The sequence below is a fragment of the Rubripirellula amarantea genome (assembly GCF_007859865.1).
Taxonomy (GTDB): Bacteria; Planctomycetota; Planctomycetia; order Pirellulales; family Pirellulaceae; genus Rubripirellula; species Rubripirellula amarantea.
This window is the reverse complement of sequence record NZ_SJPI01000001.1, coordinates 1,112,822-1,129,363: the sequence shown is the minus strand read 5'-3', so window position 1 is coordinate 1,129,363 and position 16,542 is coordinate 1,112,822. Positions and strand designations below refer to the sequence as shown.

Annotated in this window: 1 protein-coding gene; it reads right to left on the bottom strand. The window is 54.4% G+C overall.

Annotation, left to right across the window (positions count from 1 at the left end; all coding sequences use genetic code 11):
- Positions 1-176: 176 nt before the first annotated feature.
- Entirely contained in the window at positions 177-16,307 is a 16,131-nt protein-coding gene (locus tag Pla22_RS04070; protein ID WP_146513474.1) for a GEVED domain-containing protein, read from the bottom strand.
- Between the last annotated feature and the right edge of the window lie 235 nt (positions 16,308-16,542).

Genomic DNA, 16,542 nt, shown 5'->3' with positions numbered 1-16,542 from the left:
TCGGCCATAGCGTCCCGGTTCTTCGTTAGACGCCACACAAACGGATTTGTCGCACCTGATCGGAAAATTTTCACACGCATAAAAAATGGCACACTCGTCGCACCGATGACGAGCCAGGAGCTCAATCATGAGTAAGACGCGTATGCCATTTTAGTGCTAAGAATCGAGTTTTGGGCCTAAAAAGAGGCGAACAGTTGATCCCTTACGTCGACATCACCTGCGATCGCCTGTGCTTCTCTGGCGGTAGAGGTGTCCTCGGCAAGAGTGTCAACGATCGAATCAAGCCCCACCGTTTCTGGCGAATCAAACACACTGGTCTTCGATTCCTGAACCGAAACGGTACTCACGGGTTGGTCAATCACCGATTGTTCCGCCAACAATTGATCCCCCAGACGCGTTGCACCCGAGGCAAGCACTCCATCGGCAACTTGAGAGTAACCGCTGGCATTGGCCGCCACGATCAACTCACCCTCGCCACCGATTTGCTCACCGTTGCTATTGGGCAAGCGAGCGAGTTCGTTGATCACTTGAAGAGCATCTCGAGCCGAAACGATTCCGTCGCCGTTCACGTCAGGATAAATCGGCAACTTCGCTGGTAGTGGAAGCACGTCAAGCGGGATGTTTTGTCCATCGTTGCGACCGATCGCGTTGATGATCTGCAAAGCATCAATAGGCGTCACACTGCCGCTGTCGTTGACGTCCTTGCGGAGGTCTTGAGCAGGAACATTGGTATTGTCGACCTTCGGATTCTGGAATGGGTTCGTTCCCACCACGAATCGGTAATCTTCGACTTCGCCGCTCGAGGCTTGGCCGGTGGCCGACAAGTTGGCAACCTCGCTCAAACGGAATCGAGCGTAGATTTCGCCTGAGACTGCAGAGGATGGAACACTCACTAGAATCGAGTTCGTACCGGAGCTGATGACGGGCAAGGTCGAATCATTGGTTGCGTAACGCAACACTTCGTCGGACTCGAATATTCCGTTGGCGTTCCAGTCAAACCAAGCATCAAGGTAAGCCGAACGATTGTTCGTGTTGTTGATTTCGATGGAAAGGTTGGTGCTGAAACCGGCTTGCAGCGAACCAACGGCTACTCCGTCGTCGGTGTCAGCGTTGGTCAATCTTGCATCGGCGTCCGCAGTGACGGTTGCCCCAATCGAGAACGTAGGATCCACGGCATGACGAGGACCGCCAGCGACATCGAGCGAAATGTATGGTGCCGGGGCATCGCCATAATCAAAACCGCTGCCGACGAAGATCGTCAATTCGGTTCGACCGTTTGGCAAGTTGCTTTGCAGTTCATTGCCCACTTCGTCTTGAATCGTCACCGTCTCGATAGCGCCGACTCCGTCAACGCCCGCACTGCCTTCGACGAAAATCCTTGACTCGGCCAGCGATGTGGAGACGCCTGCAATCTCGGCTCCTTCAATCGCCGCTGCGATTGCCTGAGCAACCTCAGCACTGGTTTGGTCGACCGAGATGCTGATCGGCACGGTCTCGGTTTGTCCTGGGAAGCCAATTTGAGTCAACGCTGAATTAACAGTCGTAACCGAGTAAGTCGCATTGCCACCAAGCGAGATACGGCCGAAGCCTTTATTCGACGGAGCCAAACCTAAGCCCGCGCCACCAACGGCTCTTACGATTTCACCAGCAATCTGATCCAACGTCGAGTTTTCGTTGAATGCGATACGAATCGCACCGGTGGTGTTGAGCACGTTGTCATCGTCGAACTCAAAGATCGCCTGAATGCTAGCTCCACGGCGAACGATGAAGGTTTGGCCATCTGCGACGGTATCGGCAACATCAGCACCATCGGCTGGGATTTGCAACCCAAAGCCGATGCTAGTGCCGATCGATCCCTGGATGGTTAGTGCTCGACTTGATGTTACGGTCGCAAGTGGATTGGTGCCCTGGAACTGTACCACCAAACCGCTACTAACGGCCGTCAAGTTCAAGCTTGATGCATTCACGGCGGCTGTCAGTGCTTGGGCGATCGACGAATCAGCGCCCGCGGCTGGGATGGTAACCGCGGAGTTCAATGGATCGGATTGACCATCGTCGTCAAGCTCGAATGTGATCGAATTAGTGCCGTCGAAGACATCAAACGTGATTCCGTCTGCGGCACCGCCTGCCAACAATCCAGGCGTGATATTCAACGTAATGCCGGTTTCGTATTCGAATCGAGTAACGTTGTTTTGTAGATCACGCAGATTCAATGCTGATCCATCGGCAATGGTATTGCCCGCCGTTGCACCAATGATGGCATCGCTGGCGTCAATCATACGAATGACGTAAGTCGAGTTCTCTTCCCAAACGCCTGCGATGGGTGTCAACCGAATAACGTTGGTGCTCGCGTTGTAGCCGTAGCGATAGTCAATGCCTTCAACCAGCACCTCGTTGTCCTTAAGCAACAAGATAGACCCGCTGGAAACACTGAGGTCGTCGATGCCGGTTCCAGGCACGACATCGGCGGGTGCGAGTCCGTCGATCAACTGAATTTCGAAGAACTTGGGAGCATCGCCAAGCACGCTCACGGTACCAGCGTCGATTCCAAGATTAGGTGCTTGCGGCGAACGCAGTACCACGCGAGGACCAACAAGGTCACCACGATCTGAAGCACCGCGATCCTTAAAGACATTCTCACCTAATCCACGCGGTGTTTCCACGTTTGGATCGTCGACCCGCAATTGACCGTTCACGTCCAATCGTGGTGCGAGAATCGGTGACGGTGGCAAACCGAGTGGGTTCTTAACGGTCGTCAGACTCGGGCGATCTGGCAATGAGTCAATCGAGCTATCGATAATCAAAGAACCAGCCGCCGGTGCAAATACGAGATTGGCCGCACTGACGAAGATCACTTCGGCGTCCGACAATTCTTGAGCGAACTGGCCGACGCTATTGCCGGTGGGGACGTTCTCGGTATTGCGATAGTAGGAGTTGCCGCCCAAGATCGGCAGCACCGAACCGGTGCCGACTTGAACACCCAAGGTTGAGTTCGCGATCACGTTGTTCAACAGCACAGGGCTGGCGTTTCCAACCAGCTCAATGCCCGTTCCGCCTGGTTCAAACGTTTCCACTGGAACGCTGCTGAGTGCACCAACCGCATCAATGTCGGCCCCCAAAGCCGCACCCGTGAGGTCACCTTGTCGAAGGTCGGTCAGGCGAACGAATGCAAAGCGGTCCTGAGAACCAAAGCCGAAGGCATCAATGTCAATGCTGTTGGTGAGTCCGCCAACCGTACCAACATTTGAGAATTGCACTCCGTCGCGACTGATTTCAACTCGAACCGATTCCACTTGGCCGGTTTCAAAGACGATCAAATCGTTTGCCGAGTCGCCGCTTCCCGTCAGTAAGTTGTCGGTGAATTGAAGCGTGATTGAACCGCCAAGTCCAAGCGAAACGGTGGTGAGTCCGTCTGTGGGCTCTGCCCCAATTCCCGTGGAATCGGGTGCCCCAAGAGCTTGAAGGGTGTTCTGGAACGAGATCGGCGGCGCTGAACCACCTGCATCCGGTGAGTAGTCCACCACGCTATCAGCAAAGGAGATGTTCCCTTGTGGGAACAAGATTCCTTGAATCGTTTGTGGCGGAGCTTGAACACCCGCGGTCACGGTGCCGCCGATGATTGTGTTGTTGACAATCCGATCAAAGGCAACTGGATCGCTCTGGGTTTCATTTAACGTTGGGTCGATGCCGTTGATCTGCAACCCGCCAAGCCCGTTGTAGGCGAGCACGTTGCTTTGGATGATGACACCAGGACTTAAGTTTTCCGAATTCAACTCAACAAGGTTGCGTGGATAGCGAACGACTGATGGCGTATCAACACCGTTCACTGTCGCCGACAGGCCATGGTCAATTCCGATGCCGTAGTTTTCATTGAACATGAAACGGCTGTTCTCGACCAAGATGATGCCTTGGGTTTGACGCTCGGTGTTGTCGTCACCGCGAAGTTCGTTTCGGCCGATGACCGCTAATCCACCATCGTTATCAGTGATGACCACGTCAGCGAAGATGTTGATGCGTGCCGAGTTCATGCCGTCCTGGCCGCTGTCGAGCAGTGCAGGGACGTCGATAACAGATTGAACATCGCTACGATTAATCGCATTGATGATGTTGGTTGCCACTTCCGAAGCTGTCTGTGGACGAATGTTCCCAGTGTCTGGGTCGGTGGCGGTCAGTGTGAATGCGACTTCGACGTTGCCAGGTGTGACACCGTTGCCAGTCTCCGTTTGATTGAACTCAAACACAACTTCGCTACGACCATCAAAGATCGAGAACGTTTGGCCATCGCGAAGTTCGCTTGCCGCACGTGCTTCCATATAACGAGCCGCACTCAAACGAGTGTTGGTGTCAAAGGTTCGGAAAGGAGACTGTGCAGCCGAATCGACGTATTCGCTACCGCCCCGTATTTCAACTTGATAAGTTCCCGTGTTCAGGTTGCTTGTCGGATTTGCCGGCAGCGGGAAGTTGCGACGAAGGTCGGTGATGAAGTCTTCGGCAACAACGTTTGAGTTGGTTGCCACTTCGCCGCGCTCGGCGAAGCCGATGATGAAGTCATCGAGGTAAACACCTTCATTCGAGTTGTCCCGCGTTCCGCCCAATGGTCCATCGCCAAATTGATCGCCATAGCGAGCAGCCGAGTTGGCAAACGGTCCCGGATCGTCAATCGAGAATCCTGGAAGTCGAATCAGATTTCCGGTCGTCGGCAGCAGGTTGGTGTTGCCACCCGCAAATCGGTCCGCCAGAACATCTTGAACAACCAACGCCACTTCTTCCGCCGATTGGAAACGGCTTAGAGGGACCGAAACACCGGACACAGGCGCCACGCCCGAGATGGTGAACAATCCGGTCGGATCGCTAACGATCCCTTGGGTTCCCGCCAATTCGATGGTGTTGCCGTCGGTGCGAACGCGAAGGTCCAGGCTGCTGGTGTTGATGGCAATGGTAGCCTCATAACCGCCAACCGAAGCCGTCGAACCGGTGTCGTCAAAGCGAGCGTCGTAGTTGGTGTTCGTTGATCCGCTGATGCCAATGAAGTAAGTGCCCGCAGCAGGAGCGGTGAACGTTGCCGCATTGGTTTCCGATCCGGTCTGAACAAGCGGCAGACCGCTTTGATCGAAGAATCGAATCACGCTCTGAACGGGAAGGTTCGGGTTGGTGTCGGCAATGTTAACCGCGACCAAAGCTCCCTCTTCCAGATTGACTCGAATCAAGTCGACATCGTCTACGTTGACAGGATCCGCGTTGGCAGGTGTCAGTCCATCGAAACTACCGACATTGCGATCGTTTCCGAGTTGACCTTGCCCCACGAACGTGACATTGCCACCGGTGTACGGCAAGACCGCAGCACCAGTGATGACGTCGTTGCGGTCATCGCCACTGTTGGGATCGATGTCTTGAGGGTCACTGAAACTCAGGCCATCAATCAACGCGTTTGGCGGTGGCGATGTTCGGATCGTTGCGGCAAGAACATCGGCAACATCAATGGCAGTTAGAGCATTAAGTGATCCGCGTTGCGAGATAAGTCCAACCAACGAAACCGACACTTCACCGGCGGCAACATCTCGGCTACCGTCATTGAGCACGTAGACTTGATTGTCGATCGTGACCGTGGCTCTCGCGGTAAGGTCCGTGTAGAGCTGCGCAAGTTGTTGACCGCTTGGTGTGCTAACCGCGGGTGCGAGGTCGATGCTAAACGTCTCGCCTGCAATCGTAAATTGCTGGCCATCGGTAAGTGACGATCCTGCGATCGTTCCCAGAGACCCCGATCCGGTGTTAACCGTTCCGGCAGAGCTGAATTCGAGTCGAAGCGAAAGACCAGCTTCACCCGCAAATTCGCCCAACGAGATTCGTGCCTGACGCCATGTTCCAGTGTTGTCGAACAACTGTTGAACATCGACATCAATGTCATCGTCATAGTCGCCAATGGCTGCTGGGTCGTCGAACTCATCATCAAACGAACCGATTCCGCGAGCGGTGTTGTTCGAGGCAACGAGGTGCTGAGTTCCATCAGCGGTGGTGACATAAACCCGAAGCGAATCCCTATCAAACTCGATGGAATCGGACCCATCGGTTTCAAGGTAGTAGTTGAAGTAAAGGACCGGCTCATCGGCACTGGAGAAGCCTTCAAGGTCGAAGCTATTACTTTGGATGACACCCTTTGCACCGCCAGGGAAGTTGTAAGTGGATTGAACTCCACCACCGTCTTGCCGAGGGTTAGCAACAACATTGTTCGTTTCAATGACTGGTTGCTCACCAGCACCAAAGCGGTTGTTAAATGCGTTGGCTTCGTAGTTGAACGCCAGGCTCAAGCCGCCGAATACAGGGTCTCGCGTGCTGTTGTACAGCGAATCAATGCCGTGTCCGGCGTCGAACTCGCGAGTGTCGGTAACGTGCCAAAGGTTGAATCCAAGCGTGCTAAAGTCGAATCCTTGAGCACCTGTGATGCCCGTTGAAATGATCGAACGGCCGCCTGAGAAAATAGGTTGCAATTCGCCAAGGGTGTTGAACGCATAGATGTCACCATTGCCGGTGATTCCGAACAACGTATCGCGAAGTTCACCATCGGCGAAGCTGACAGGTCCCGAACGCAGGGCCGTGAAGTTAATGTCGGCTAGGTCGGTCGCCTGGAACACAGGTTGCCCAATCGCTTGACGCACTCCTGTGGACAATGCGATGGACTCGTCAATACGGAACAGAGCTCCGTTATCCGTGATCGCGAACAATGCGTTCTGCGAATCAACGGCGGCAACCCCGGTGACTTGGCCTCCGAGTTGTAGACCACCCCGGGTTAACGCGTTGTTCGCGGAGGTCACGGTATCAATGTTCGAATTAGAAAACTGAACCGATCGTCCAAATGCTTGAGCACCGACGCCCGAAAGCGGACTACTTGATGGAGCGTTGTTGACGATGTTTGCGATTCGCAATGCGATGTCAGCAGCGGAATCGTTTGGCAGGATTTGAACGGCAATCGCTCCGTCGGCCACAGTGCTATCACCGGTCACTGACAAACCGCCAGGCTGAGTGGCGGGTAGTTGGCCGCCGGCGGTGTTGTCGTACGAAACGGAAGTCGCGTCCGGTAGCGATAGGCTTGGGCCCGATGAGACAACTGTAATTCCTGAACCGCGAATTGCGGTTGCAAGTGTGTCGATCAACACAGCGTTGCTAACCGTCTCGGGGACGTTCACAGCGACTCGGCCATTCTGAACACCGTTATCACCAAAGACCGTCACGCCGGTGCCGGTTGCGGTCAACGAAGGTGATGTCGCACCGGTGAAGTAAACGTTCTGGTTTTGCGAGGTAGCACGATAGGTCGTCACTTGACTATTGACTGCTTGCGCCAGGTTTGCCGCCAACGCGACGTTCGAAAGTGGTTGTCCGGTCGCATCACGTGCTGCCACGGGAATGTTGGATCCACTTGCGTTTCCACTTCCTACGAACTGGAAGACCAGTGTGCTGCCGTCGTCGGCCGGGATGCGAACCGTTGCGCCTTCGATGATACCGCCGGTGTTGTCGGCAAATTGGAAGCGTTGGCCAGTGTTGAACTCGAATACGGTTCCGTCAATGTTGACCGTTTGCCCATCAAGAATCGGATTCACCGCATTAGCGTTGAGCGTGAAGCCAGAGTTGAACTCGAACGTGATGCTGTTGGCACCATTCGCCAAGACAAACGAATCACCATCAACCAAACTTGGGACAGTGACGCCAGCAGAATTGGTTTCTACGGGTGCCGTCAGTCCAAGGAAAGTGCTAATCGCAGTCGGGCCTACATCGCGAACACCATCGGTAATGCGACCGATTTCACGAGGTGATGTACCGGCACCCGAAAGTGCTTGCCCAATGAAGCCAGCGGTGAACGGAACGGTAGGACCGTTTGCGGTACCGTCGCTTGGGTCAAAGCCATAAAGAATGTTGGACTCGTAGCTCGCACCCGCGGCAGTAGCCGTGGCGCTAAGAGCCGCTCGGTCCGCAACCAGGAAGCCAAGTTCGGTTCCACCGAGTGCACCAATTTCAATCGCCCGGACGTCTAGTCCCGCGTTGGTTGCAACAGGGGTGTAAACGTCGGGAGCCATCGCCGTTACGTTGACGGTCGAGTCGAACGTGACCACCCCAGCACCCAAGCTAAGCGGTGCACTCAGGGCAGCGGTGCCAGTGTCGATACGGTGATACTGCAAAGTCGTATCGGTCAACGCACCTTGAGGCACATTATACGAGAACAGTTCGCCATTGTTCGAGAACGCGATCTCGCGAATCAGTTCCCCGTTATTGAAGTCGCCGACGCTACCGTAGTTTTGGCCGGTGAATGCATTCACCAAACGCAGGCCAGTCGGAGTATTCACGTAAATCAAAACGTCATCGAGCGTGTAGTCGATGATCGAATCTTGGTCGAACAAAACCGGTACTTCGGGAAGCGAGGCAGTGCCCCCACCGGAAATGCCAATTCGGTCTTCAGCAATACGACGAATTGAATCAATCGGCTCCAACCGCAACAACGGGTTGGCCGAGTTCGCATTGAAGAACTGATCCATCGGCAACGGAACTTGCTGCTGATTCGAAATCGCAATGTAGTACGTGCCTTCGCTAAGCTCAGTCACGCCGATATAAGGATCTTCGGCACCAGCACTACCGCGGCTAAGGTCATCGGTGTTGTTGGATGATGCCAAACCGGGCAAGTCATCGGCAACGTTGCTGTCGCCGCCAACAAGAATCAACTGTCCCTGCGCGTTGAACACGTACATCGCCATGTCCGCACGAGCGAAGCCGCTGGCGTAGTCAAGGTCGAACACGGTTGCGAAGTGCAAGTCAAGTTGGTCGCGAGTCAAGTTGTCATAGCCAACGGTGAACGAGTACCAATCGACATCGGTCGCTGAAACCAGTGATCCACCAAATGACTTGGACGCTTGGTCGCTTTGTAGCAACCCGGATTGCCCACTTGTTGCGTCGTTGCCCACGCCGTAGTAGCCCAAGGGCTGTGCTTCAGCAAGCGAGTTGTTGGGGTCGTTGGAACCGGGGGTCGCCGAGTCACCCGGGATCTCCTGCTCTTCACCCAACAGTGGCGAATGCAGCGGTTGCCCAATGATTTGCAATCCCGTGGTCGCGTAGCGAACGTCTGCCAAACGAACCTGTGTGCCGGCATGTTCGTCCACTTCGGAAAGCCGGATTTGCAACTGGTAATTACCACGAGAAAGTCCATCTCGAACTTTCGCAGGATCCACCAAAGTTGCTAGATCGGTCGCCACCTTTGTGTTCGCACTTCGAACGCGGATGTGATAGAGGTTTCGAGTTCCGACTTCGCCCGGCAACGTAATTCGCATTCCCGCATCTTTAGGATTGCTTGAATAAGCATCCTGAAGTTGGGAACCAAGAAGTTTCTCAGCAACATTGGACGTAACCGTACTTGGACCCGTAATGCCGACGGTGCTGATCTGGACTTGCGGCACGTCGCGGCCGATGAAGAACGTTGAATCGAACCGTAGTTGAACAACGAAGTCATCGCCAAATCGCGTGATCACATTCGGATCAGTCGGAGAGAATTCTCGTCCAGCGCGACGGTTAAGTGTTGCGGTGATAGTTCCCAATTGATCGGAGAACGCATTGGACAAAGCATTTTCGATCGCTTCGGCCGGATTGAGGACAAAGACTGAAAGAGGAAGCAAAACGGGTGTCTGACCAGCGATCGCCAAGCTGATGTTTCCACCAGTTGCATCGACAATCGATTCGCTGATCGTGATTTCCTGCGACGTGATGCGTTCTTCGGCTACCGATAGTGGTTGTGCGGCATCGGGATTGAGTCCACTTGCGCTGTAGATCGAATTCGGATTCGTTTCAGCGAGCAAGGAGTCATTGGACGACGCTAGGATGCGTCCATTTGCGTCAATGAGTTCGACAACCGAATCGAGCTGGTTACCGGTTCGATCGATGTCCAACCAAACTTCGGTGTTGCTTTCGGCTACGAATGAGTACACGTCGAGGTCGTCACGTGTCGTGATCGCACCATCGATAATGAAGCCAAGGCGTCGGTTTTCGTCGCCATCCTTTTCGCTAGGTGCAAGTTCACCAAGGAACTGCGACTGGCTCGGAATCGCATTGGAGTCAATGAAACCGGTGCGCACCGGTTCTTGCTCGGCAATCGCCGCAACGTTGCGATCGTCGGCGGCTTCACGAACTACGATTCCGTTCCACAGTCCCGATTCAAAGATCTGAGCTGGCGGAACGATGGCGGGGTCAGCCGAAAGTAGTTCTAAGAACGAGGTAATCGTCGATGTCGTTGCGGTAGCGTCGGCTCGCCATGCGAACGCGGTGGTAACGTCATTGGGTCCAAATCGCGAACCGAAGTCAGCGTCTGCGGCTTGAGGTAAATCGACAAGGTCGATGTCTCCGGCAACACTGAACGTTTGCGTGCCTGCCAAAATTGCAGTTTCAAGTTCGTTGAACTGATCAGCCGCCCAACCTTCGTAGTTTGCGTTGACCAAGTTGCTTCCGTCTTGAAGATAGAAACCACCGTGAGCAAAACCAACGCGTGAAGGACCATCAAGGGTGTACGCACGGAAGTCAGCCGCGCCTGGTGTACCGCTGGTGACGAGAATGTCGTCATCCGCAAGGTTGATGTCTTCATCAAGGTAGCTAACCACTCGCAAGTCGCCCAGCGGAGTATCGCCGCCGTCGAGTTCGAGTCGAGTGGTCAACCGCGCGACGCCATCGAGGAAGAACGAGGTCGCGATCCATTCGACTGTTCCACCAGCACCGGTAAAGGTACCGCGGCTTTCAACAACATCGTCGGCAATCAGGGTGGCCGCTTGCGTAACCGTGGTCCCGCCCAGATTGATGACTGTTCCGTTCGCTTCGATGTAAGTCGTGTAAGCGAAAATGTAGTTTTGATTGACGAGTGTTTGTTGATTGGTCAGGTCTTCCACCGTCACGCCACCAAGCGCAACGTCGTTTCCGCTCGTGATCGTGGCTTCAAAGTAGCCGGGTGTATTGACGTCCACATCGTTGTCGATGGTGTTGCCACGATTCACTTCCGGACCGGTTGGTAGACGAATGAATCCGTCACCGGGTTGTTGGGAAAGATCGGTAGTCAGAACACCGTCGTTGTTGGTGTCAACTTGCGGCGTGCCATCTAGCTTGAATCCGGCACCCGAGGTGTCATCGGCAAGGGTCGTTAAGACAACAGGAAAATCAGGGTGACCGACCACTTGAAGTGAACCACCAATACGATCAGCGATATCGCCGAATTCGTCGGTTGCCGTCAGCAACGAACCGCCGACGACGATGCCGGCGGTTTCCCCATCAGCACTCTGGAATTTCACGACCAAACTGCCGCGAGCATCGCTTTGAAGCTTAAGGCCACCATAAACGTGTTGGTTCGGGATCTCGATCGAGTCCTGGACTACGTGAACGATGTCCACGTCATCCCATACCCCCGCGGTAGCCAATTGGCCACCGCGAATCACAACGCCGTTGATGCTGTTTCCATCGAGCACATTGCCTTCGATCAATGGGCCAGAGTTGCCCACAATGTCGACTTGGTCAATGTTGCCAGTCGAACGACCAGGGTCATTTACTTCCACCGCCGAGAACGAGTTGATGTCGAACGACAACGCTGCCGATTCACCGTCAACAAACGCATTGTTAACGATGATTGGATTTGAAGCGCGGACGAAGACAGTTCCCGAAGCGTTGTCACCGCGACCTACTCGGTCATCAGCAATCTCGCTGCGTCCATCGGCGTTTTGTTCGAAACGTGTATTGGCCAATCGCAGATCAGCCTGATGGACTTCCAAAGCGTTGAAGGAAGCGAATCCGCCTTCGATTCGAGTGCGTCCACCAGCTCCTGCAATGACGGCTTGGTCAATGCTTGCACTAGCGGCATGCCCAATGTAAATGCCACCCCAATCACCGGCGGTGAGTTCACCGTTTTCGCCACGATCGTTTGTGTCAAACGTTCCACCGGCTCCGTACCGATTGTCTTCGATGGAAGTGAATACGATTGGCAAGCTCGGCAGGCCTTCGGCGATCAAGTCCGCACCAAAACGAGCTTCAATGCGTGCACCATCGAGTTTCAACACGGTGCCGGGATCAATGACCAAACTGGCATCAAGTCGGCTGCGAAGCAGCGAATCGCCAGCGGGCAGCAACGAAGTTCCTGCCGCGTCACGGTCTACGAATGAAGTACTGCTGGCATTGAGTTGTTCAACCAATTGATACGGGCCTGGCAATCCAGATACCGGGTCAATGGTGGCTCGATACAACCGTCGTGAGACAAAGTCCGTTCCTGATGCGATAGCTGGCAATTGCGTCAGCGAGATGCCGCCAGTCTGAGTGAGCGTCACTTCCAGCGACGGTTGGCTGGCAGCGGACTCTAAGCCTGATGAATCAACATTCGTGATTCGATATGAGTAAGTGCCCGGTGCGATGTTGCCCGTGTCGGTTGCTTCCAAACGGACCAACAGCGACGAAGGTGCCGAGGATTGCAGGATCGGGCCACCAGCGGTTCCTTCGATGACCAGATTTTCCGCAAGGACGTGAGTGATGTCAGTATCGTCGAAACGTGAGGTCGTTTTGATGGTTTCGACGACATCGCCCGTTCGCGTGACCACTCGAATGAACAAGCCGTTGATCGAGTTGTCGATGATCGTGTTGCCCGAGATCTGCGGACCCACACGTTCGAAGTCTGGAGTGAATACACCAGCGTCTTGAAAGAATGGAGTGGTGAACCGAGTCTCGGCGAACGTATCGGGTGTCGCCGCGATGGCAGCATCGGCACTGCGCTGAATGACGGAGTTGATAATCGTCGCGCGGGTGATCGCCATATCCACTGGCGAAACCACCACGGATCGACCGCCGATGGAAACCGAACCGCCACCGTAGCGGATGTCGGCACCTTGAATGTGATTAAGGAATACTCCTTCGTTTTCACGGTTACGACGCGATTCATCTGCCGTATCCAAATCACCGCGGAAATCAATTCCACCCCAATCGCCAGGCTGTGCTGCGGAAGTAATGTTGGGGGAATTACCCATCCCCAGTTCGCGATCATTGATACTCGTGAAGTACACGCTACCAGGAATGATCGAATTCGTTGAATCACGTGCGGGAAGTCCGTTGGCGCTCACGATCGAAGGGGTGCCCAGCACTTGCAACGCAGAATCACTGACATCGATTAGTGGCGAAACACTGCCGATTCCGATTCGACTTCCGCTGAGTTTCAGGATGGCTCCCGAATCGATGACCATTCGAACGCCTTGAGGCAAATTCAGCGATGAACCGTCTTCGAGGGCTGTTCCGTTACTGGCGAACCCAATCTGATAGCTGAAGTTGTCGCCGGGCGTTTCGAGCTTGCCGTCAGTACCGCCGTTACCCACCACGCGAACAGTGTCGCCGGGGCGTGCTGCTGCGAGAGCTTGGTCAATTTCGCGATACGCGTTTCCTACCGTTCCTAGGGGGCCAACACCGCCGGATGCTGCTTTGTCGACATAGAGCGTGTTGTTCGAATCGCTTGGGACGAACCAGAAATCAAACACGCCGCCGGGGCGATTGTCGCCGTCACCATCGAGTGCGATACCGGTGGTGTCCGTGATGGCATTCGTGCTGCTTGGCTTGAAGTCGACAAGCAATTCGTACTTGCCTTCGCTAAGTCCACCGAAACCAGAGTCTTCAATGTTTGGATCGTAACTGTCGTTTCCACGAGCACTAACGCCAATTGCGTAGGTTCCCGAATCGACAACCAAATCGATCAGCGAGTCATTGCTAAAGTAATCATCGTTGCGTGCTATCTCTTCGAAGGCGCCGTTGGCACCCAGGCGATACAGACGCAAAGTGGTATCGAGCAAGCTTGGCTCTGACAATCGTTCGGCCATCGTTTCGATCGATAGCGTTCCGCGCGTGGATAGCGAGAAGCGGTACAGGTCGATGTCTGTGCTATCAGGACGATACAGATACTGTCCGTGAAGGATGTCAGCCAAAGCAGGGAAGGCTGGTTCGTTGTCTGTGCCCGGTGCAAAGATGAAATCCGTGCTTTGGGTCACAGGTTGAGGTAAGTCATCCGCATAACCGTAGCCAAGCAATTGACCGACCACAAAGAATGCACCACGGAAAAATTCGCCGCCGAATTGATCGTCCGTTGATTCATCGAAGTCTTGGAAGTCCATCACGCCAAGGTCGTCGATGCCGTCACCATTTCGGTCACGAGTCACAACGGCAATGTCTCCGTCGCCACTGAACGCTCGCTCGTCGCCACCATACAAGTCGCCCACTGCGATCGAGATAAACGCTTCGCTAGTGAACTCACCCTCGACTTCAACGAAGTTTACGCCCAGGTACTCGCTGTAGAGTTGCATCACTTCGCGAACACGTTGCTTTTGTTGTTCGCTAATGATGTTGAAGTAGGTGCGATCTTCTTCGATGCCCGGGGCATTGGGATCGTCACCTAACCACGATGGTGCAAAGTTGTATTGGATGACCGAAATGCCATCGACGACATCGGCGCCGTAGCGAAGGTAATCCAGCGGAACGGTCCGATCCAAACGAGAAGGATCGTCCGGACGGATTGTGCGAGTGCCTGGTAGATTTGGCCCTGGCAAGTCCAACTCATAGGGCGACGTGTTAAAGATCTCGCTGGTCAGTCGTGCTGACGAGGTCGTCGTCGAACCGATCGTCCACTGCGCGCCCAAGTCGTACGCATCATCGAATGTGCTGCCAGGCTCGATTTCCGTGCTGGCGTCTAACTGCAAGACGATTTCGGTCGGTGCTGCAGGCAGTCCTTCGCTCGTTCCCACACGCAATCGCGCCGCGCCGGTCAAGAACTGTGTCGGGTTAGCGGGGTTGGGGATACGTGAAAGTGGACGTCCGAAATTGAGCGTCGCGATGTTCGTGATGTTGTTGTAAGAGACCGTGGTTGGTGTAACGACAATGTCGTCTTGATTGCTGACCGTATCACGGGTGTAAATTAACTGGTAGAAGCCCGGTGTTTCAGCCTGGGCCTTATTGAGGTCATCGTCATTAAAGTGAACTTCGATCGTACCCGTTGCTGGACTTAGACCACCGCTCGAGTTCCGGCGAACTGGCTCAGGAACAACGGCAACAACTTTGGGACCCAAGTTAATGCTGAACAACTGAGTCAAGTCGGTGCCCATTTGGAAGCGGTCACCGTTAGTGCTTCGCAGCGCGTTGACGCCAGTTCCCAGGATGTCGATTTGGTAGATATCGTCAGGAAGTGGTTCAGCAAACCGGAACACGACTTCGCGTGATGAATCGCCCAGTCCGACAAAACCAGGTTCGACAACGACATCGGTCACGCCACTGAGCGTTAGCAACGGAACGCTCAATCCAGCAGTGCCGATCGCAGTTGTGGCGTCGCCATCTTGAAGAGCAGCGAACAGCAACGTCGATGCTTCAGGATTTGTGTTGATCGCGTTGATAAATTGGGCGGCAGTGGTTTCAAAGCCAGGAGCACTGTTAAGTTGAACCCGAATAGATTGGCCCGTCACCACGACCACTGGGTTGGCTGCACCGCCGAAGTTTTGGCGAGTAATCTCGACCTGGGTTCCTCGACCATCCACGCCACTTAACTGCGATACCAAGCGAACGCGAACATCGCCGCCGGTGCCGAAGTCAGTCACTGCTTCCGCCGAATTCGCACCGATCAAAGTCAGTGTTAAACCTGACGGCACGAGGGTCCCGATGGAAGTTTGTGATGATCCGCTGACTTGGATCACCTCGATCAGCGACGACGCTTCGGCATTGTTGGCGATTGCCGAAATCAATTCGGAAACGCGAGTTGATTGGTTGGGGTTGTTGTTGACGTCGACCGTGATCGTGCGATCGGTGACCGATACCGATGGTAGCGCCGAGTTGGTGCGTGTGCTGGACGTAAACACCACGTTGATGCCGTTGCCAAGACTACCGGATTGTCTGGCGCGAAACTCCACCAAGATTTGTCCGCCGGTACCCAGATCCGAAGTCGTGGTGGCCGATTCAAAGACTCCATCTTCACCCGCTCGCGTGATGCGAATAGCGGACAAGGTCGATGGGTCAATGTCGGCGTTGTCGTCGAAGCGAAAGACGAGTTCGCGCGGCGACACATTCAACGGCGTCGACGTAAGCAACGAACCTTCGTTGGGCTGAATTCCAATTAATTCAGGACCGGCAAGCAATTGACGCGGCTCGAGTGACTCTGACAACAGACGACGATCTTTACGTCGACGTTGTTGACGAAGTCGGCTGTGCAAACTGCGATCTCCCTTAGGAGTATTGCCACCTCGTTCAGAGGAGTTGCCAAAGCCAGGGCGAAAACGCGAATCACGAAGAGTCATCAAGCAAGCCTCGGTATCAGGAGCCAATCATGGAACAGGTTTCCAAATTGGCTAGATGGATCGTTGGTTCGTTGATTTGCCGGACTAGTTTTCATTAAAGCCCACGCAGGCATCGCTGAAAAATTTGGCAAATCAAAGGGTTGGGGGAGGAGTCACTCGGGGCACCGTGACCGTCATGTCGATAGCGTCTGCCATCGGCTTGGTCGCGGTGATTCCCGTTAGGTCGAAACTGTAG

What these genes read in the sequence shown, in the direction of transcription:
- Pla22_RS04070 (WP_146513474.1), bottom strand. Translation starts at nt 16,307, where the DNA reads ATGACTCTTCGTGATTCGCGTTTTCGCCCTGGCTTTGGCAACTCCTCT.